Origin of the sequence: Roseococcus sp., assembly GCF_965227005.1 — a bacterium.
Classification (GTDB): Bacteria; Pseudomonadota; Alphaproteobacteria; order Acetobacterales; family Acetobacteraceae; genus Roseococcus.
The window spans coordinates 34,796-53,970 of the sequence record NZ_CBDDFJ010000009.1 but is presented as its reverse complement, the minus strand read 5'-3'; the positions used below and the strand labels follow the sequence as shown (position 1 = coordinate 53,970).

The following is a 19,175-nucleotide window of genomic DNA, read 5'->3' as shown; positions in this document are numbered from 1 at the left end:
GATATCGCCCTTAGGGGCACGGGAGAACGTCGGTGAAGCTATCCGGGCCATTGCGGCCTTCAGGGCTGCTGGAAGGCAAGGCCTTTCCTTCAGTGATCGCGGTGATGGGCGTCTCCGCGTTGCTGCTGGCCTCCGTGTCGTCGAGCGCCTTCTCACAGTCCGATGCCCGGGTGAGTGGCGGGGCGGCGACCACCAACCTGATCGAGCAGGCCCAGTTCTGGCAGCAGCAGGGACAGAACGAACGCGCGCTGCAGGCCTATGAACGGCTTCTGACGGTCGAGCCCAACAATGTCGAGGCGCTGGCGGGGGCGGCGGAGGCCGCGGCGGTCACCAACCAGGCCGCGACGGCGCAGCGGTATCTGCAGCAATTCCGGCGGATTGCGCCTCAGGATCCCCGCCTCTCCCGCCTGACCGATCTGGTGCGTCTTCTCAGCGAGGATTCGGAAACGCTGACCGCCGCGCGGAGCCTCGCGAGCTCGGGCCGCAATGCCGAGGCGGTGGCGCGCTACCGCCAGCTGTTCCGGGACGGCGCGGTGCCCTCGGTGCTGGCGTCCGAATATTTCCAGACGCTCGCCGCCTCCTCGGAAGCCGGCTACCGCGAGGCGGTGCAGCAGCTCGGCCAGCGCGTGGCCGCCGCGCCAAACGATCATCGCCTGGCGCTGACCTATGCGCAGATCATGACCTATCGCGAGGACACGCGGACCGACGGCGTGGACCGCCTGGCCCGGCTCGCGAGCCAGCGCGCCGTGCGCGAACCGGCGCGGCTGGCCTGGCGCCAGGCGCTGCTCTGGCTCTCGGACGATCCGGATTCCGCGGCCCGCATCGGGCAGTACCTCGCCCTCTTCCCCGGCGATCGCGAGCTGCAGACCAAGATGCAGCTGGCCCAGACGGGGGGCGTCACGCCCGAGACGACCGCGCGCGTCCTGGGCTGGCAGGCGATGAGCGAGCGAAATCTCGCCGAATCCGAACGGCGCTTCAACGAGGCTCTGGCGCTGAACGCCGAGGATCCCGAGGCGCTCATGGGCATCGCGATCCTCCGCAAGGGCCAGAACCGCCTGGCCGAGGCCCGGCAGCTCCTTGCCCGCGCGATCGCCGCCGCCCCCGATCGCGAGGCGGAGCTGACGGCGCAGCTCGGCGACCTGACCGCGCGCCATTATGGCGGTGGTGGCCGTGGGGCGGGCTGGGTCGTGGGCCCTTCGGTCCAGGGTTGGCGCGCCTTGTCGCGCGGGGACCTGGACGGGGCGGACCGCTTCGCGCGTCGCGCTTTGTCGGGTCGCGGGCAGGAGCGGCTGGATGGGGAGATGATCCTCGGCCAGGTGGCGCTGCAGCGGCGCGACTTCGTGACCGCCGAGGCGCGCTTCCGCAACGCGCTGTCGCTGCGCCCCAGCCTGCGCGACGCCCAGACCGGGCTGTACTTCGCCCTCTCCGGCCAGAACCGCATCGCCGAGGCGGATGCGCTGCAGCGCGAGGCGGGGCTCTCGCTGGCCGGCGCCGGCGCCTCACAGGCCATCGCGCGGCGCGACCGCGCCGCCCTGCTGGACGACCCCCAGCAGCGCCTCGCCGAACTGCAGCGCGCCCTCGCGCTGGATCCGGGCAATGCCTGGGTGCGGCTGGACGTCGTGCGCCAGCTCAAGGCCCTGGAGCGCCTGGACGAGGCCCGCGCGCTCCAGGCGACGATGGAGCAGGACAGCTCCGCCGACGCCTCCATGGCTGCGGCCCTGCTGGCCATCGAGGACGAGCGCTTCGGCGCCGTCGTCGCGCTGCTGGACCGCGTGCCGGTCCGCCTGCGCAACGCCGACACCACGCGCCTGCTGGCCAGCGCCCGGCGCGAATACGAGGTCCGCCAGCTCGAACACCACATCCGCGAGGGCCGCCCCGGCGCGGCCGAGGCGCTGCTGGCCCAGGCCGGCCGGCGCGACCCCGCCTTCCTGAGCGGCCCCGCCGTGGTGCGGGCCTTCACGCGGCTGGGCGACAGCCGCGGCGCGGGCCTCGCCGCGCGCGCCGCGCTCGCCGCCAATCCGCAGACCACGGCGCAGAACCGCATCGACCTCGCCAGCGCGCTGCTCGACGCCAACCGGATGGAGGATGCGGCCGCGCTGCTCAACCCGCTCGCCGCCGATGCCCGCCTGCCGGTGGAGACGCGCCGCGAGCTGGCCCGCGTGATGGAGCAGGGCGCGGTGCAGCAGACCGACGCGCTGAACTACCGCCAGGCGCCCGAGGAGGCCTATCAGGCCCTGCGCCCCAGCCTCGCCGCGCAGCCGGCCAGCGTGCCGCTCAACATGGCGCTGGTGCGCCTTTACCTCAGCGCCAACCGCTTCGACGAGGCGCGCCAGCTGGCCCAGGCCGTGCTGGAGCGCGAGCCGCGCAACCTGATGGCGCGCATCACCATGATCGACGTCGCCGCCGCCCAGGGCCATTACCGCGAGGCCGAGGCGCTGCTGACCGAGACCGCCTTCTTCTACCCCGGCGACACCCAGCTGCTGATGGCCGAGAGCCGGCTGGCGCGCGCGCGCGGCGACCGCGTGCGCACGCTGCAGGTGCTGGAGCGCGTTGCCGCGCGGCGGCTGGAGCATCTGCGCCAGAGCGGCCAGATCGTGGAGGCCGAGCAGACCGCCCAGGCCTTCAGCCCCACCCGCCGCGCCACCACCTCGCGCCTGACCGACCCGACCTCGGTGCAGATCGCGAGCGAGCTGGTGCGCGCGCGCGACGAGGCCGCGACCTGGCTGCAGGCCGGCATCCAGATCCAGAACCGCACGGGCGAGCCGGGGCTGTCGCGCACGCTGACCGTGGTCGCGCCGGTCGAGGTCTCCACCCCCGTGCCGGGGATCGGCGGACGGGTCGTGGTGGGGCTCGACGCCATCTCGATGAATGCCGGGCGGATCGCCAATACGACGGCGGCGGGGCGGCAGTTCGGCAACAACGCGCTGCTGCCGCAGGGCGAGTGGCGCCGGCCCAATGCGGCGGTGGACGGCTATGCGCTGCGGCTGGCCTATATGCGCAACAACTTCCGCGCCGATATCGGCTCCACGCCCATGGGCTTTGCCAACCCCACCGTGGTGGGCGGGGCGGAGGTGGTGCCGCGGATCAACGAGCAGCTGCGCGTGCGCCTGACCTTCGAGCGCCGGGCGGTGACCGACAGCATCCTCTCCTATGCCGGCCAGCGGGAGCGCAACTTCGTCGCCAATTGGGGCGGGGTGGTGCGCACGGGCGGGCGGGTGCAGCTGGAATACGCCCCCACGGGGCGCTGGGGGGCCTATGCGGGCGCGGGGGCCTATGCGGTCGAGGGGCAGAACGTCCAGTCGAACAAGCGCATCGAGGCCTCGGTGGGCGCCTATTACAGCGTGCTGCGCCAGCCCCATCAGAGCCTGACCCTGGCGGCGGGCGCCCTCTACACGAGCTACGACCACAATCTGGGCGGCTTCACCTTCGGCCATGGCGGCTATTTCAGCCCGCAGCAGAGCATCCTGGGCCAGGTGCAGGCCGAGTATATCGCGCGCTGGGGCGACTGGTCGTTCCGCGGCGTGGGCGCGGTGGGCTACCAGAACTACCGCACCTCCGCGAACGCGATCTTCCCGACGAACGGGGCGATGCAGGCGCAGCTGGAGGCGGCCGCGCAGCTGGACAACACGCTCGCGACGCGGGTGCCGGGCCAGCGCAGCGACGGGCCGACGGGGTCGATCTTCGCCAACCTGGAATACGCGCTCACGCCCAACTTGCGCCTGGGCGCGGCAGGGCGCTACGAGCGGGTGGGCAATTACGAGGACGGCGTGGGGTTCTTCTATCTCAGATGGCGCCTCGACCAGCCCAGGCGCGACCTGCAGCCCTTCTACGACGGCGCCGCCTACCCCACCCTCAACACCAACGACCCCATCCAGTCCTCCTTCGGACAGGGAAGACCCGAATGGGTCCAACTGCCCTCAGGCGCCGCTAGACCAACCTGGTAGACGGATGATGCGCCAGATCCTTCTGACGGTTGCGCTGACGTTCGGCCTGTCCGGGGCAGCGCTGGCGGCCTGCCCGGTTCCGCCGCGCGGCCAGCCGCTGCCCGCCGAGGCGGTGTCCAGCCAGCAGGTCTGGCCGCCGTGGCGCGCGGGCGTCGCTTCCATGACCGACCGGCTGCAGCGGAGCAACGTCTCGCCCGCCCGCATGGTCTTCCTCGGCGACTCCATCACCGAAGGATGGCAGGCGCAGATCTTCCAGCAGTTCTACGGCCATCGCACGGCCATCAACCTCGGCATCGGCGGCGATGCGACGCAGGGGATGCTCTGGCGGCTGGGGAACGGGCATTGGCCGGCCGGGCTGCGGCCGCAGCTGATCGTTCTGATGATCGGCACGAACAATATCGGCTACGACGCCACGGCGGAGAACACGGCGATCGCGATCGGGGCCGTCGTCGCGAAGCTCCAGCAGCTCTCGCCGAACTCGCGCATCCTGCTGCTGGGGCTCCTGCCGCGCGGCGCGACGGCGGCCGATCCGCTGCGCGGGCTGGTGGAACAGACCAACCGGCTCATCGCGCCCTGCGCCGACGGGCGGCGGGTGGTCTTCGCCAATCCGGGGCCGATGCTGCTCGACGGGGCGGGGAACCTGGCGGACTACGTGTCCTTCGACGGCCTGCACCTGACCATGGTGGGCTATGCGATCCTGTCGGCGGCCATCGAGCCGGCGGTGCGCCAGCTCCTGCCGTGAGCTCGCGCTACCGCGCGAAGAAGGCCCGCTCCTCGGCGGTGATGGGCTGGCCGATCACCCGCTCCGGAATCTCCCAGACGATCAGGCGCGGCGGCGCCTCGCGTAAGGTCGCGCCCGCGAAGTAGTCCGCCGCGGCGCCGGAGAAGCCGCCGCCGGCCCGCGCCAGGTTCGTCACCTTGGCGCCCAGCGCCTCCTGCAGCGCGCCGTGGAAATTGGCGTTCACCGAATAGGACGAGCCAATCAGCGCCACCTGCGGCGCGCCGGCCTCGTCCAGCAATCCGCCGGCCGCCTCGGGCTCGCTGGTATGGGCCAGATGCTGGCGGTCGATGGGCGGGCGCAGCCCGTCGGGCAGGATGTCGAGGCCCATCAGTCGCAGCAGATCGCCGGGGCCGGGGGTCAGCGCGTCGTCGCGCGTCGTCGCGAAGCCGCCCGGACGGTCGATGCCGACGCCCTGCGCGCGCGCCGCGATGGCCTGCGCCGCCGCCGCCGCGCCGTCCTGGTTCCAGTGGGTGTCGGTCCGCCAATAGGCGTCCTGCCGAGCTGCCAGCGCCGTGAGCGGCTCCAGCAGTGAGACGGGGGCGAGGTTCTTCGTCCGTAGCGCGCCCACCAGCCGCTCATACCGCGCGGCCGATTGCGCCGAGAGCGGCGCGCCGCAGAGCCGATCGCCATGCACCCGCGCCTTGTCGGGCACGATGGCCACGACGAGGGAGATGTTCTGCGCGGCCAGGCGGTCGCGGATGCGGGCCAGGGCGTCCACGCGCTCGGCCATCACGGCCTCGGCCTCGGGCCAGGGGCGCAGCTCCTCGGTGAGGAAGAGCCAGCCGTCGCAGCCCACGCGCACCTGCGGCCCGCCCGAGCGGAAGAGCCCCCAGCGGAACAGCCCGCCGGCGGCGCGCGCCCAGGGATCGATGGGCAGGTTGTGCGCCATGATGTGGTTGATCGCCCCGGCCGTGCGTCCGGCGAGGAAGGAGGCGCCGTTCAGCGTGGGCTGGAGGCGCTGCTGCGCGGCGGGCAGCGCGATGGCGCGCAGGCCCTCGGTGAAGCCCCAGGCCAGGACCGCGATGACCAGCATCGCCTGCCAGATCGCGATGCGCCGAAGCCAGTTCTGCATGGTCGCGGCTCCCTCAGAACTGGAAGTAGAGGAAGGGGACGGCGGCGCGGCTGTAGAGCAGCGTCATCCCCAGCACGAAGCCCGCCAGGGGGGCGGCGGCCCAGCCGTAGCGCCAGACCGCGCCCATCCGATCGACCGGGCGCAGGAAGGGCAGCCGGTCGCCGAGCAGCGGCAGGTAGATCAGCACCGCCGCGATCAGCATGCACCACCACTGGTCGGGCGTGACCTGCCAGGCCAGGGCGTCGGAGATGCGCAGGCTGCCCGGGGTGAACATGGCGCCGTACATCGCCAGGGCGCTGGTCACGTCATGCGCGCGGAAGGCGACCCAGCCGATCACGACGGCGAGCATCAGCAGGATATTGCCGAGGACATAGGGCATCGGCCCATGGCCCGCGCCGCGCCAGGCGCGATGAAGGGCGAGCAGGCTTCCGTGCCAGAAGCCCCAGAAGATGAAGGTCCAGTTGGCGCCGTGCCAGAAGCCGCCGATCACCATGGTCATCAACAGGTTCACATAGGTGCGCACCGGGCCTTTGCGGTTGCCGCCCAGCGAGATGTAGAGGTAGTCGCGCAGGAAGCGGCTCAGCGTCATGTGCCAGCGCTGCCAGAATTCCTGGATGTTCCCGGACAGATAGGGGTTGTTGAAGTTCTCCGGGAAGCGGAAGGCGCACATCTGCGCGAGGCCGATGGCCATCGCCGAGTAGCCCGCGAAGTCGAAGAAGAGCTGCAGCGTATAGCCGAGGGCGCCGGCCCAGGCGTCGGCCATGCTGGGGTCGGGCAGGGCGTAGACCACGTCCACCATGGGCGAGATGGTGTCGGCGATCAGCACCTTCATGCAGAAGCCGATCATGAAGCGCCGCGCGCCGAGGCCGAACTTCTCCAGCGTGTGCACACGGTTCTTGAGGTCGTCCTCGATCTCGGCGTAGCGCACGATCGGGCCCGCGATGAGCTGGCTGAAGATGGCCTTATAGGCCGCATAGGCGATGAAGTTGCGGCTGACCGGAACGGTGCCGCGCCAGACGTCGACGAGATAACTGACCGATTGCAGCACGTAGAAGGACAGGCCGATCGGCAGGATGATCTCCGACCAGGCGGACGGCGTCAGGCCCAGCGCGGTAACCGCGTCGTTGAAGGTCTGCACGCCGAAATTCGCGTATTTGAAATAGGCGAGCACGCTGAGGACCACGACGAGCCCGAAGGCCAGCAGCCGGTTCTTCCTCGGGCCCGTCGGCGCACGATCGATCAACCGCGCCATGGTGAAGGTGAAGACCGTGACCGCGATGAGCAGGCCGAGGAAATCCACGCGCCACCAGGCATAGAAGCCCCAGGACAGAAACAGGATCGTCCAATTGCGATGCCGCGCCGGCGTCAGGAAGTAGAGCGTGAAGAACAGCGGCAGGAACAGAAAGAGGAATTCGAAGGAGGCGAAGATCATCGGCCGCGGGCCTCCTTGCGGGGCATCGTCCGGATCAGAACCGTACCGCGAAAGGCGGCGACGCAATCAATTGCGCAGGCCATGACTTTCCTCAAATTCGCGGGGGGACGCGACTCCCCTTTGCATCGGAAATTGAGGGTTTGCAATGCCCGCATCGCGTGTTTTCCGACGGTGTTGTACGCATGCACCGCGTGTGCGCGACGTGGATTTTCACCCTGTGGCTTTCTGAATTATGGTCTAAGGCCATCCAGGATTCTTGGGGATCGCACGTGCCGGATCAGATGAACGACCAGAACGCGATCACCTATTTCGCCCGGCGCGGCGTGGCCACGCAGTGGCGCACCTTCATGCGCGCCATGATGGAGACCCTGGAGGGCCATCTCGACACGCCCGGTCGCGAGGGGATGTTGCGCCTGGTCGGCGCGCGCATGGCCGCGCTGATGCCGCTGCCCGCCTGCGCCACCCTCGCCGAGCTCGAGGCGCGCATCAACGACACGCTGGCCGCCATCGACTGGGGCTATGTGCAGATGAGCCTCGACATGAACAATCGCACCATGGTGCTGCGCCACGTCGCGGCGCCGCAGGTGGGGACGCATGCGGATCTCGCCGGAGCCTGGATCGGCTCGGTGCTGGAGGGGCTCTATGCCAGCTGGCTCGGCAGCCAGCCCGGTGCGGAACCGACGGTGCCGGTGCGCAAGGGGTCGGCGGACGGCGCGTCGCTGCTTCTGCACTACGCGAAGATCGCGGCTTAAAGCCGGAGCCGGGAATGCGCTACCCGCCCGCTGCGGCATGCGCCCGCAGATGCGCCAACTCCGCCACCAGCAGCGTCGCCTCATGCGTCGCCGCCAGCACGACCTTCGGCGCTGAGCCGGCCTGGCGCGCCTCCTCCCAGCGTGGCGCGCAGAGACACCAGCGATCGCCTGGGCGGAGCCCCGCGAAGCCGTATTCCGGACGTGGCGTGGACAGGTCGTTCCCGGTGGCTTTGGAGAAGGCGAGGAACTCCTCGGTCATCTCCGCGCATACCGTGTGCAGGCCGATGTCATGTGCGTCGGTGTTGCAGCAGCCGTCCCGGAAGTAACCGGTGAGCGGCGCCATGCTGCAGGGCAGCAGCACGCCGCCGAGCACGTTGCGCGCGACGGGCCGCTCCTCGCGGCGGGGGATGGAACCGTCAGGCATGCGCCATTCCCGTCGATGGCCGGACGGAGACCGATGGCCGCCGTCCGGGGAGTTCAGGCTTACGCCGCGGCCTTGATGGCCGCGGCCTTCACATCGTCGCTGACCGCGCCGGCGAAGGTCTCGAAGTTCTTCTCGAACAGCCCGACCAGCTTCTTCGCCGTCGCGTCATAGGCGGCCTTGTCGGCCCAGGAGTCGCGCGGGTTGAGCACATTGGCCGGAATGCCCGAGACCGCCTTGGGGATGGCGAGACCGAAGAAGGGCTCCTGCACGAACTCGACCTGGGCCAGCGAGCCATCCAGCGCGGCGCGCAGCAAGGCGCGCGTGTGCTGGATGCTCATGCGGCTGCCCGTGCCGTAGGAGCCGCCGGTCCAGCCGGTGTTCACCAGCCAGACCTGGGCGCCGTCGCGGGCGATCAGCTCGGCCAGCATCTTGCCGTAGACCTCGGGGTGGCGGGGCAGGAAGGGCGCGCCGAAGCAGCTGGAGAAGGTCGCCTGCGGCTCCTTGCCCAGGCCCTTCTCGGTGCCGGCCACCTTCGCCGTGTAGCCCGACATGAAGTGGTACATGGCCTGCGCCGGGGTCAGCTTGCTGATGGGGGGCAGCACGCCGAAGGCGTCGGCCGTCAGCATCACCACGTTCTTCGGCAGGCCGCCCATGCCGCCCGGCTGCGTGTTCGGGATGAACTCGATCGGGTAGCAGGAGCGCGTGTTCTCGGTCAGCGAGCCGTCCTCGAGGTCCAGGCGGCCGCGCGCATCGGCGACGACGTTCTCCAGCACGGTGCCGAAGCGGTGCGAGGCGTTCCAGATCTGCGGCTCGGCCTCCTGGCTCAGCTTGATGACCTTGGCGTAGCAGCCGCCCTCGAAGTTGAAGACGCCCTTGTCGGACCAGCCATGCTCGTCATCGCCGATCAGCGCGCGCTCGGGATCGGAGGAAAGCGTGGTCTTGCCCGTGCCGGAGAGGCCGAAGAACAATGCCGTGTCGCCGTCCTTGCCCACATTGGCGGAGCAATGCATCGGCAGCACGCCCTGTGCCGGCAGCAGCCAGTTCATGACGGTGAAGATGCTCTTCTTGATCTCGCCGGCATAGCTGGTGCCGGCAATCGCGATGATCTTCTGGGCGAAGGACAGGCCGATCAGCGTGGTCGAGGTGGCGCGGCCGCCATCCTCGGCCGGGACCGATTCCAGCTCGGGCGCATGCAGGATGGTGTAGTCGGGCGTGAAGCCCGCGAGCTCGGACTCGGCCGGGCGGATGAACATGTTGCGCGCGAAGAGTGCGTGCCAGGCATTGGTCGTGACCAGGCGCACCTTGATGCGGAACTTCGGGTCGGCGCCGGCATAGAGATCCTGCGTGAAGAGCTCCTTCTGGCTGCCGAGGTAGCCGCGGACGCGCTTGAGGAAGACCTCGTACTTCGCCGCCTCGAGCTTCTGGTTGACCTTGCCCCACCAGATCTGAGCGGTCGTCTCGGGCTCATCCACCACGAACTTGTCGGCGACCGAGCGGCCGGTGTGCTGGCCGGTGATGCCGATGAAGGCGCCCTCGGCGGAGAGGCGACCCTCGCCCCGGAGCATGGCCTGCTGAACCAGCGAGGCCGCCGTCAGATTGGCGTGGACGCTGGCGTTGGAGACGCCGGTGCCGGCGAGGGGTTCGGTCATTGGTGTATTCCCAGTGGAGCAGACAACCGGGATTGATCGCAGCACCCGGCACTCGCTGTTTCGCGGAAAGTTGTGATTGAATTAGGGCAGCTAAGCTGCTGTGGCAATGTGATTGTGGTCGGGGCGGTCACGGAACGTCCCAAAATATACGAGACGGTGCTATTATTGCGATAAGGTATTGTTCCGGCGGCCCTCTTTCGCGGCGCGGATGAGTTCCCCGCGAACGGCCTGCGGGTCGGCGGCCGGGACAGCGAAGTGCAGTCGGAGCACCGTCTCCTCCAGCACGAGATCCAGCCCGTCCACATCCACCGCCGCCAGCCGCCAGGTGCCGGAACCGCCACCGAGCAGGCCTTGCGCGATGGCGGCCAGCGCATCGGGATGGTCCTTGTTCACATGGGCGATGATCTCCGCCTCGGCCGCGGCGATGGCCTTCACGGCCGCCGGATCGGGCCGCAGATCCTCCACTCGCAGGCGCGCGGCCCGGGCGAAGCCGCCGACCATCTGCGCGCCGGCGGGCTTCACTCGCCAAAGTGCGAAATCGCCGAAATCGGCATAGAGGGCGGCATAGGGATGCCGTGCGAGCCAGCGCGCCTTCAGTTCCGGATCCTCGATCCGCTCGGCGATTCCGGTGAGGGTGACGCGCGGCGCGGTCTGCGGATTGGCCTCGGCCGCGGCGCCGGCGAAGAGCAGGGCGCAGCGCGGCTCGCGCATCAGCTGCCGGGTGTGCTCGGCCAGGGTGGAGAGCCAGAGCAGCGGCGCGAGGTCCGGCGCGCAGGCCGGCGTGACGAGGCCGGCGAAGGGCTGCCCGTCCAGCTGCGTGGCGAGGGTCGCGGAACGCGCGCCGCGGATGATCTTGCGGGCCTGGAAGGCTGGGTCGTCGGTCATGGGCCCAGCCTGGGGCGCGGAGGGGCGGGGCGTCCACCCGGCCCGAGCTCTTCAGGCTCTCCTCAGAAGAAGGAGCAGGTGAAGAGAGATTTTTGCGTGTAAAGAATGCTTTACACCAAATAACATCACCTATTGCGGGAACGGGCGGCCGCCGATGATGCGGGTCTGTGGCCGTGCGACAACTTCGCAAGCGCGATCAATCCGACCTGCGGCATACACTCCCCATGCCGATCAAGACCAACACCCTCACCGACCACGCCGCGCGCATAAGTCGGGCCGTCCATCATCTCTCCGGACGGCTGGAGTGCACGCCGAGCCTGGAGGAACTGGCCGATGTCGCGGCCTTCTCGCCCTATCATTTCCATCGCGTCTACCGCGCGATGATGGGCGAGACACCGACCGAGACACTCACCCGCCTGCGTCTCTCCCGCGCCGCCGCCGCGCTGATCCGGACCGAGCAGCCCATGGCTCGCATCGCCCGCGAGGCGGGCTACGGCTCGGTCGCCGCCTTCACCCGCGCCTTCCGCGAGGCCCATGGCCTCCCGCCCGGCGTCTACCGCCACCGCGCCGGCATCGGCGCCATCCTGGAGCATGACATGACCGAAGTGACCTTCACCGACCTGCCCGCCATGCACCTCGCCACGCTGCGCCACCGGGGCGCCTATACCGAGATCGGCGGTACCTTCGAGCGGCTCGCCACCTGGGCCGGCGGCAGCGGGCTCGCCGGGCCGCAGACCCAGTTCTACGGGCTTTACTGGGACGACCCGCATACCGTTCCGGCCGACCAGCTCCGCTCCCGTGCGGCCATGACCGTCCCCGAGGGAACGCCGCTTGCCCCAGAGGTGGAGGCGCTTTCCCTGCCGCCGCTGCGCTGCGCCCGGCTGCGCTTCCAGGGCCCCTATAGCGAGCTCGAGGGCGCCTATGACCGGCTCTATGGCCAATGGCTCCCCGCCAGCGGCGAGGAGCCGGCCGAGCATCCTGTGCTGGAGCATTACCTCAACGATTGCCGGACCCTGCCGCCGGCCGAGTGGCTGACCGACATTCTTCTGCCGCTGAAGCGGAGATAGTTGCAAATCTGGCCGGATGCGTCTGTTTTGTGCCTGAATCGCTGCCTATGAAGGGCGACAAGGAGGCACCCATGCCGCAAACCATCGCTCTCGTGGACGACGACCGCAACATCCTGACCTCGGTCTCCATGACCCTGGAGCAGGAGGGCTACTTGGTCCGCACCTATACGGACGGCGAGAGCGCGCTGCAGGGCCTCATGGGCAAGCCGGCCGACCTCGCCGTGCTCGACATCAAGATGCCGCGCATGGACGGGATGGAGCTGCTGCAGCGCCTGCGCGCCCGCAGCGCCATGCCGGTCATCTTCCTTACCTCCAAGGACGAGGAGGTGGACGAGCTGATGGGCCTGCGCCTCGGCGCGGACGACTACATCACCAAGCCCTTCAGCCAGCGCCTGCTGCTGGAGCGCATCCGCGCGCTGCTGCGCCGGAACGAGGCGATGAAGCAGGAGAGCAGCGGCGTCGTCGCCGGCGGGCTGCTGGTGCGCGGGGACCTCACCCTCGACGAGACCAAGCACACCTGCATCTGGAAGGGAAAGCCGATCCAGCTGACGGTGACCGAATTCCTGCTGGTGAAGGCGCTGGCCCTGCGCCCCGGCCTCGTGAAGAACCGCGACCAGCTGATCGACGCCGCTTATGGCGAGAACATCTATGTCGACGACCGCACCATCGACAGCCACGTGAAGCGGGTGCGCAAGAAGTTCCGCTCGCAGGACGACGACTTCGCCCAGATCGAGACGCTCTACGGCATCGGCTACCGCTACAAGGAGCAGTAGATCTCGGTGAGCGCCGTGACGCGGAGGCAGCCGCCCCGCTCGCGCGCGTCATGCACCTCGCCCCAGATGCCGCGTGGGATGAAGACGGGGCGCATCCCCGCCGCGCGGGCCGGCTCCACGTCGTTGTCGATGCGGTCGCCCACATAGGCGATCTGCGCGGGCTCGGCGCCCGTGGCCTTCAGCACCTCGTCGAAGAACCTCGCATCGGGCTTGGACACGCCCCATTGGTGCGAGGTGGCGATGAAGTCGGCATCGAGGCCCAGCGCCGTCAGCGCCTCGGCCACGCCGGCCGGCTGATTGCCCGCGATGCCGATGCGCAGCCCCGCCTTTCGCAGCGAGGCCAGCCCCGCGCGAACATCGGGATAGAGGTCGCCCTCGCCCGGAATCTCCAGCCCGTTCAGCCGCGCGCGATGCGCCTTGATGTCCACCTCCGGCGCGAGCGCGCGGATGGTGCCGCCGATGCCCTTCTCAGCCGCGATGCCCTCGCGCAGCTTCTGCGTGAATTCCTCCTCGCCCAGCTTCAGCACATCGGCCCAGCCGCGGATGAGGCGCGCCTCGTCCACCAGTACGCCGCCGACATCGAAGACGACCCAGGCGATCACCAGCTGAGCTCCATCACGGCGATGCGATTCTCTGCCAGCGGCACCGCGCGGCCGACGAGCTTCTCCTCGTTGTACAGCGCATAGACCGGACTGCCCGCGCGCGCGGCCGGCAGGTTGCGGCGCGCCGCGGCGATGCTGGCGATGCCCTCGCGCTTCTCGGCGACCTCCTGGTCGTCGATCAGCACCACGTCGCGCGGCCAGGAGAAATAGCCGCGCGGGCGGGTCAGCCGCACGAGGCAGCCGGCCGCGCGCTCCGTCTCGGTCGGCGCCGCGGGCGGGCGGAGGTTCACCACCGCCGAGGAACGCGGGAAATGCGAGCGGAAGAAATGCGCGATGGGGTGCCCCGGCACGCTCAGCACGATCTCGACCGGCACATACCGCCAGGCCGGCAGGATGGCGCCGCCCCAGGCGCCGTCCCCGCCGGTCGTGACGTCGAGCAGGGCCTCGCTTTCGCGCTGGCCCTGCCAGTCCAGCGTCCAGACCTCGACCCTGGCGCCGGCGACGGGGCGGTTGGTCGGCGCGCCGTCGGACAGGCCGGTCACGATGCCGCCGATCCGCGGCCGCTCCTCCGGAATCACGCCCATCGTGTGCGGCTCGCGCCCGGCGATGTGCCTGAACTGCTCGCGGAAGGAGCGCCAGTGATAGGCCGTCTCGCGATGGTCGAGACCGGTCAGGAGGACGTTGGTCGCGCCCCGCAGCGCCGGTCCGTCCTGGGTGATGCCGGTGGGTGTGCCGGGCCGGCCGATATAACGACCGTCGGGCTGGGCATAGAGGTCGTTGTCGGAGCGGATGGTGAGGAAGCTCGTGCTCGCCACCACATCGGTCGTGCCGCCATTCAGCCGGCGCAGGAAGGGCGCGCGCGCGTTGAACTCGTTGCCCGGATTGAACTCCCAGTCATAGACGCCGCGATTGGGCGTGCCGCAGGTGATCACATGGCTCACCTGGGCCGCGCCGGCCGGCTGCGAGACGAAGTCGCGGATGGGATAGCCGCCGCGCGAATTGCCGACGAGCGCCACGCGCGCCGCGCCGGTCTTCGCGCGCAATTCGGCGACGGCCGCGGCGAGGCGCTCGGTCTGCTCGGCACTGGAGCTGCGGCCGGGCTGGGCCACGGCGTCGTCCGCGCGGGCGAGCGGGTCGGGCAGGCTGATCGCCGCCATCCGCTCGCGCGGCCAGTTGTTGGATTCGAAGCGCCAGAGCGTCGTCATCCAGAGCGCCGCATGGTCTCCATTGCCGTGCACGAAGAGGATGGGCGTTGCCGCCTCCTGCGCGCCGGCCACACGGAGAAAGGGCAAGGCGAGCGCGGAACCGAGCAACGCGCGGCGGGAGAGCGACATGTTCAGCTGTCCAGCCTGATGCCGAGCTCGCGGATCAGCGGCCGCCAGAGCGCGTTCTCGGCCGCGACGAAGGCGTCGAACTGGGCGGGGGTCCAGGGCTGATAGTCGATCCCGAGGCCGCGCATGCGCGCGACGATCTCCGGCGACTGGATCGCGGCGATCATCTCCGCCGAGATCCGCGTGACGATGGGCGCGGGCGTCGCCTTGGCCAGGCTCATCCCCTGCCAGCCATAGGCGATCGTGTCGGGATAGCCGAGCTCGGCCATGGTCGGCGCGTCCGGCACGTCGGGCGTGCGCGCCTCGGTGAGCGCGGCGAGCACGCGCACGCGGCGGTCGCGGATGAAGGGCAGGCCGGTCGCGGTGTCGATCACCACGCAATCCACCTGGCCGCCGAGCAGGTCCTGCATGGCCGCGGGCCCGCCGCGATAGGGCACATGCGTCACGTCGATGTTGGTCCGCCGCTTCACGAGCTCCATGGCGAGGTGATGCGGCGAGGCGACGGCCGGCGTGCCATAGGTGACGGAGCGCTGGCGCGAGGCGGCCAGCAGGCCGGCGAAGTCGGTGGGCGCGCCCTCGGGCCGCACGACGATGTAGAGCGGAAAGCGGCCGATGAAGCCCACGCCCGTGAGGTCGCTGTCCGGATTATAGGGCAGCCGCGCGTAAAGGGCCGGGTTGTAGGTCAGGATGCCGTTGTCGACATGCAGCCAGGTGTGGCCATCGGCCGGCGCGCGCGCGACGGTCTCGCTGGCCAGGACGGCGCCGCCGCCGGGCCGGTTCTCGACCACCACGTTCTGGCCGAGTCGCGTCGCCAGGGCCGCGCCGATGATCCGCGCGAAGGTGTCCGAGGCGCCGCCCGGCGGATAGCCGACGATCCAGCGGATGGGCCGGTCGGGGAAGGCCTGGGCCCGCGCCGTGAGCGGCAAAGCGGCGCCGAGGGCGGCGCTGGTCTGGAGCAGGTTGCGGCGGGCCAGCATGGTCGGTCTCTCCGGGAGGGCGCGGCCATCATGGAGGGGCGGCGCGCCGCTTCCAAGATGGTCGTGACCTCAGCCCCAGACAGCGCCGGCCTTGGGTAGGGGCGGGTCGGTGCAGAGGCGGTTGCGGCCGCCGCGCTTGGCCTCGTAGAGCGCGGCATCGGCGCGCTCGATCAGCTGCCCCGCCGTCTCGCCCGCGCTCGCCACGGCCAGGCCCAGCGAGGCGGTGACGCTCAGGCGCTGCCCGGTCTGCCGCAGGGCGAGCGATGCGGCGGCGATCCGCAGGCGGATATCCTCGGCCGTTCGCGCCGCCTCCGGCAGGCCGGTGCCGCGCAGGATCACGCAGAACTCCTCCCCGCCGAAGCGCGCGGCCAGGGCGTCCGTGCCGATCGCCTGCGGCAGCGTCGCGGCCAGCAGCCGCAGCACGTCGTCGCCGAGGTGATGGCCGTGGGTGTCGTTCACCGATTTGAAGTGGTCCACGTCGATGATGACCAGGGCCAGCGGCACGCTCGCCACCTCCCCCAGCGCGGCGCTCAGCGCCTCGTCGAAGCAGCGGCGATTGGCGAGGCCGGTGAGAGGGTCGGTCGTGGCCTGGCGGCGCGCCTCGACCAGTTCGGCCTGGAGCGCCTGCGTCTTCTGGGCGGTCTCGGCGAGGCGGCGGCCGGCGGCGTCGCTGCGGCGCGTGACCTCGCGCGTCTCGGTGACCAGCCGCCGCAGCACGGCCCCCAGCGCTTCGGGTTCGTCGGTCAGCCCATCCGACGCCTCGCGCAGCGTGCCGCCATAGCGCGATGCCGCGTCGCGCGCGCCGTTCACGAGCCCGACCGCCTCGGTGACCGCGCTTTCGAGCCGGCGCGACATTTCGTGCAGCGAGATCCCGTCGTGACCCGGATCGAAGAACTGGGTGTGCAGCTCGTCCATGCGCGGCTGGGCGATCCGCTCGCCCTCGTCCAGGCTCGCGTCCAGGGCGTGGCGAAGGCCTGGCTCGGTCTCGCCGTGATAGCTGAACCAGACGAGGTAGTTGGCCGGCGTGGGCGAGAGCCCCTGCCGCAGCATCGAGGCCATGGCCGCATGGGCGAGGACGAGGCTCGGGTCCTTGCGGGCCGGCGCCGGCGGCTCCGCGGTGGTGGTCTGGGAGGACATGCTCGGTTCGGTCCCGTTCGTTCCGCCCCGAGGATGAGCGCGAGAAGGTGAACAGGAGGTTTCCGCCGCGTGGGTTTCAGCCGAAGCCGGTGATCGCCTTCACCACCAGCATCCACAGGGGCAACGTGACCACGCAGAGAAAATGCTCCGACGAGGTGATCGCGGCCATCAGCGGCGCGTCGCCGCCCATCGCGCGCGCCATGACATAGGAGGTCGCCGCCGTCGGCAGCGCCATGAAGAGCACGGCGATCGTCGTCGCGAGCGGCGCGAGGTCCAGCCAGAGGCAGACCGCCAGCGTCATTCCCGGCACGAGGATCAGCTTGAGGCAGGCGGTCGCGAGCTGGAGCGGCACGCGGTCCGACAGCGCGCCCACCGAGAGCGCGGCGCCCACCGCCAGCAGCCCGAGCGCCACCGAGGCGCGGCCGAGCGAATCCAGCAGCGGCCGCACCCCCGGCGGCAGGCCGCCCATCCAGGCCACGAGGAAGCCCACGACGCAGGCGATCATCAGCGGGTTGCGCAGGATCTGCCGCAGGATCGGCCAGGGCCGCAGCCCCTTCTCCGAGGCGAAGGCGGCATTGCTCACGAATTGCACGAAGGGGACGATCAGCCCCGAGGAGACGGCGCCCAGCGCGACGCCCGGCAGGCCGAAAAGCGCGCCCGCCACGGCGAAGCCGATGAGGTTGTTGAAGCGGATGCCGCCCATGACGACGCTTGTCATCGCCGCGTGGTTCTGCCGGAAGTGGCGCGAGATCATCACCGACAGCACCGTGCCGAAGCCCAGCGCCACCCAGATGGCGACCATCATGCCGAAGATGGGCACCTCGCCGAGCCGCACCGAGCCGATCGCCGAGACGAGGAGCGAGGGCAGCAGCACCCAGAAGATCAGCCGTTCGATGCCCGCCCAGATCGCGTCGTCGCGCAGCAGTCGGCGCTTCAGGAATGCGCCGAGGGCCAGCATTCCGAAGCACGGCACGAAGGCGTCGATGTAAGGCAGCACGGTCAGGGCGCTTTCAGGTCAGGCTTCGGCGCCTGACGGCCCGGAACACGCGAGGGGCGGGCTCACGCGCCGAGTTCGATCGGGACCGTCTCGTTCGGAGGGGGCTGGTGGGAGGATCCCTGCGCGGCGAGGTCGCGCAGGCAGGAGGCCTCGGTGCGCTGGGCCAGGCCGCCGGCGCGCGCCTGCACATGCGCCACGCGAGGGCCGGCTTCGGAGGGGTACATCACGATGTCGAGCTGGCAGCCGCCGCCGGTATAGAGCCAGACCTCCGCGGGGCCTTCCTCGCGCCGGAGCAGGGGCTCGCCCAAGGCGGAACGCACCGTGTCCGGCGACGCGCCGAGCAGGGTGGAGGCCTCCCGCGGCGCCGGGACGGGCCGGGGCGCGCTGGCGGCGGGACCGGTCACCCGGCCCGGAACGCGGTGCGGAGGCGGGGAAGGCCGGGCGGTGGGCGACGGGGTCCCGAGCGCCTGCAGGCTCGCGCGATGCGAGGCGAGCGCGGCCTGCGCCGCCTCGACTTCGAGATCCGGCCCCCCGATGCAGGCCGGGAGAACAAGAGGCAGGAGAAGGACCCAGCGCGTCATCGCGCAAATATCCCGAAGAAAGGTTAAGCCCGCGCGAAGATCGCGGGCTCAGGCTCAGCCGAAAGTCAGGTGCCTTCGCCCTGCAGCATTTCCATGCTGCCGACGATCTGGCCACCTTCCTCGACGGAAAGCTTCTTGTACCGCGCCATGCCCTTCACCTTGCCGGTGGAGCGGATGATGAGGTTGCCGCGCGCCGTCAGCGTGCCGTCGAAGAGTCCGCCGATCTCGGCGTCCTCGACCTGGACTTCGCCGCGGAAGACGCCGGTCTGCGTCACCGACAGCTCAGCGGCCTGGATCATCTGGCTCTCGACCGTGCCCTCGACCACGAGGCGCTCGGCGTCGGCCACCGTGCCCTGGAGGCTGATGCCACGGCCGACGATGAGCGTGCGGCGCTCGGTCTGGCCCTCGACGCGGGGCGTGCGGGCGGCGCCGACGGGCGCGGCCGGCATGCCGGGGCGGGGCGGGGTGGTGCCGGGCTTGGGCGGCATGCCCACGGGGGCGCTGTTCGCGGAGGGAGCGCGATAGGTCGGCATCGTCAGCTCGGCATCGCGCGAGGTCGGGACGCTGACCGACTCCTGCGGCGCCTGGGCGTCCGATCCGTCATCCTTCTTACGGCCGAAGATCGACATGCTGGCAATCCTTCAAGTTCTAGGCGTTGGAACAAGTTTATAACGCCCGGCCTCCCCGGGGCAACGGCAGGTTGCGAATTATCGACCGGAAGAGGCGCCCGGCCTTTGCAAAGCGCGGGTTTGGCGGCTACGCCTCGGGCTG

The 19,175-nt window shown here is 70.3% G+C and carries 17 protein-coding genes; 5 read left to right on the top strand and 12 right to left on the bottom strand.

Translation table 11 applies throughout. From position 1 onward, the window contains the following. The first annotated feature begins 32 nt into the window (after nucleotides 1-32). Both ACO057_RS04655 and ACO057_RS04650 read left to right on the top strand, forming a co-directional pair. The gene (locus tag ACO057_RS04655; protein WP_421989188.1) at nucleotides 33-3,944 is read left to right on the top strand and encodes a cellulose synthase subunit BcsC-related outer membrane protein; all 3,912 of its coding nucleotides are present in this window, start codon (nucleotides 33-35) and stop codon (nucleotides 3,942-3,944) included. 7 nt (nucleotides 3,945-3,951) lie between these two features. Next, a complete protein-coding gene (locus tag ACO057_RS04650) occupies nucleotides 3,952-4,686 on the top strand; it encodes a GDSL-type esterase/lipase family protein (RefSeq protein WP_421989187.1) in 735 nt (244 codons plus the stop codon). A gap of 7 nt (nucleotides 4,687-4,693) precedes the next feature. Here ACO057_RS04650 and ACO057_RS04645 read toward each other — a convergent pair whose 3' ends face one another. Beyond that, a complete protein-coding gene (locus ACO057_RS04645; protein WP_421989186.1) occupies nucleotides 4,694-5,797 on the bottom strand; it encodes an alginate O-acetyltransferase AlgX-related protein in 1,104 nt (367 codons plus the stop codon). A 13-nt stretch (nucleotides 5,798-5,810) separates the two neighbouring features. Next, entirely contained in the window at nucleotides 5,811-7,229 is a 1,419-nt protein-coding gene (locus ACO057_RS04640) for an MBOAT family O-acyltransferase (protein WP_421989185.1), read from the bottom strand. A 281-nt stretch (nucleotides 7,230-7,510) separates the two neighbouring features. On the opposite strand from ACO057_RS04640, the gene bcsD reads away from it, so the two are divergent. Further along, nucleotides 7,511-7,981, top strand: coding sequence for a cellulose biosynthesis protein BcsD (gene bcsD / locus ACO057_RS04635; RefSeq protein ID WP_421989184.1), 471 nt, complete (start codon nucleotides 7,511-7,513; stop codon nucleotides 7,979-7,981). 19 nt (nucleotides 7,982-8,000) lie between these two features. On the opposite strand, the gene ACO057_RS04630 is transcribed toward bcsD, so the two are convergent. The 3 genes from ACO057_RS04630 to ACO057_RS04620 form a co-directional block, all read right to left on the bottom strand. Beyond that, the gene (locus ACO057_RS04630; RefSeq protein WP_421989183.1) at nucleotides 8,001-8,405 is read right to left on the bottom strand and encodes a DUF2237 family protein; all 405 of its coding nucleotides are present in this window, start codon (nucleotides 8,403-8,405) and stop codon (nucleotides 8,001-8,003) included. A gap of 59 nt (nucleotides 8,406-8,464) precedes the next feature. Continuing rightward, nucleotides 8,465-10,054, bottom strand: a complete 1,590-nt coding sequence (gene pckA / locus ACO057_RS04625) for a phosphoenolpyruvate carboxykinase (ATP) (protein WP_421989182.1) — start codon at nucleotides 10,052-10,054, stop codon at nucleotides 8,465-8,467. Nucleotides 10,055-10,216: 162 nt separating this feature from the next. Further along, a complete protein-coding gene (locus tag ACO057_RS04620) occupies nucleotides 10,217-10,939 on the bottom strand; it encodes a HugZ family protein (RefSeq protein ID WP_421989181.1) in 723 nt (240 codons plus the stop codon). A 224-nt stretch (nucleotides 10,940-11,163) separates the two neighbouring features. On the opposite strand from ACO057_RS04620, the gene ACO057_RS04615 reads away from it, so the two are divergent. Both ACO057_RS04615 and ACO057_RS04610 read left to right on the top strand, forming a co-directional pair. Next, nucleotides 11,164-12,006 (top strand): AraC family transcriptional regulator, encoded by an 843-nt coding sequence (locus ACO057_RS04615; RefSeq protein ID WP_421989180.1) that lies wholly within the window; start codon nucleotides 11,164-11,166, stop codon nucleotides 12,004-12,006. Nucleotides 12,007-12,077: 71 nt separating this feature from the next. Next, nucleotides 12,078-12,779, top strand: coding sequence for a response regulator transcription factor (locus ACO057_RS04610; protein WP_421989179.1), 702 nt, complete (start codon nucleotides 12,078-12,080; stop codon nucleotides 12,777-12,779). Here the strand turns inward: ACO057_RS04610 and ACO057_RS04605 are convergent. The 7 genes from ACO057_RS04605 to ACO057_RS04575 all read right to left on the bottom strand — a co-directional run bounded on the left by ACO057_RS04605 (nucleotide 12,764) and on the right by ACO057_RS04575 (nucleotide 19,033). Further along, the gene (locus ACO057_RS04605; protein ID WP_421989178.1) at nucleotides 12,764-13,381 is read right to left on the bottom strand and encodes an HAD family hydrolase; all 618 of its coding nucleotides are present in this window, start codon (nucleotides 13,379-13,381) and stop codon (nucleotides 12,764-12,766) included. The genes ACO057_RS04610 and ACO057_RS04605 overlap by 16 nt on opposite strands. Beyond that, on the bottom strand, nucleotides 13,378-14,715 hold the full coding sequence (locus ACO057_RS04600) for a hydrolase (protein WP_421989177.1): 1,338 nt from the start codon (nucleotides 14,713-14,715) through the stop codon (nucleotides 13,378-13,380). The genes ACO057_RS04605 and ACO057_RS04600 overlap by 4 nt, the downstream gene beginning before the upstream one ends. Nucleotides 14,716-14,717: 2 nt before the next feature. Beyond that, nucleotides 14,718-15,689 (bottom strand): Bug family tripartite tricarboxylate transporter substrate binding protein, encoded by a 972-nt coding sequence (locus ACO057_RS04595; RefSeq protein WP_421989176.1) that lies wholly within the window; start codon nucleotides 15,687-15,689, stop codon nucleotides 14,718-14,720. Nucleotides 15,690-15,758: 69 nt separating this feature from the next. Continuing rightward, entirely contained in the window at nucleotides 15,759-16,826 is a 1,068-nt protein-coding gene (locus ACO057_RS04590; protein ID WP_421989175.1) for a GGDEF domain-containing protein, read from the bottom strand. 76 nt (nucleotides 16,827-16,902) lie between these two features. Then, nucleotides 16,903-17,823 (bottom strand): AEC family transporter, encoded by a 921-nt coding sequence (locus ACO057_RS04585; protein WP_421989174.1) that lies wholly within the window; start codon nucleotides 17,821-17,823, stop codon nucleotides 16,903-16,905. Nucleotides 17,824-17,885: 62 nt separating this feature from the next. Then, entirely contained in the window at nucleotides 17,886-18,404 is a 519-nt protein-coding gene (locus ACO057_RS04580; RefSeq protein WP_421989173.1) for a hypothetical protein, read from the bottom strand. 65 nt (nucleotides 18,405-18,469) lie between these two features. After that, nucleotides 18,470-19,033, bottom strand: a complete 564-nt coding sequence (locus ACO057_RS04575; RefSeq protein ID WP_421989172.1) for a bactofilin family protein — start codon at nucleotides 19,031-19,033, stop codon at nucleotides 18,470-18,472. Nucleotides 19,034-19,175 lie beyond the last annotated feature (142 nt).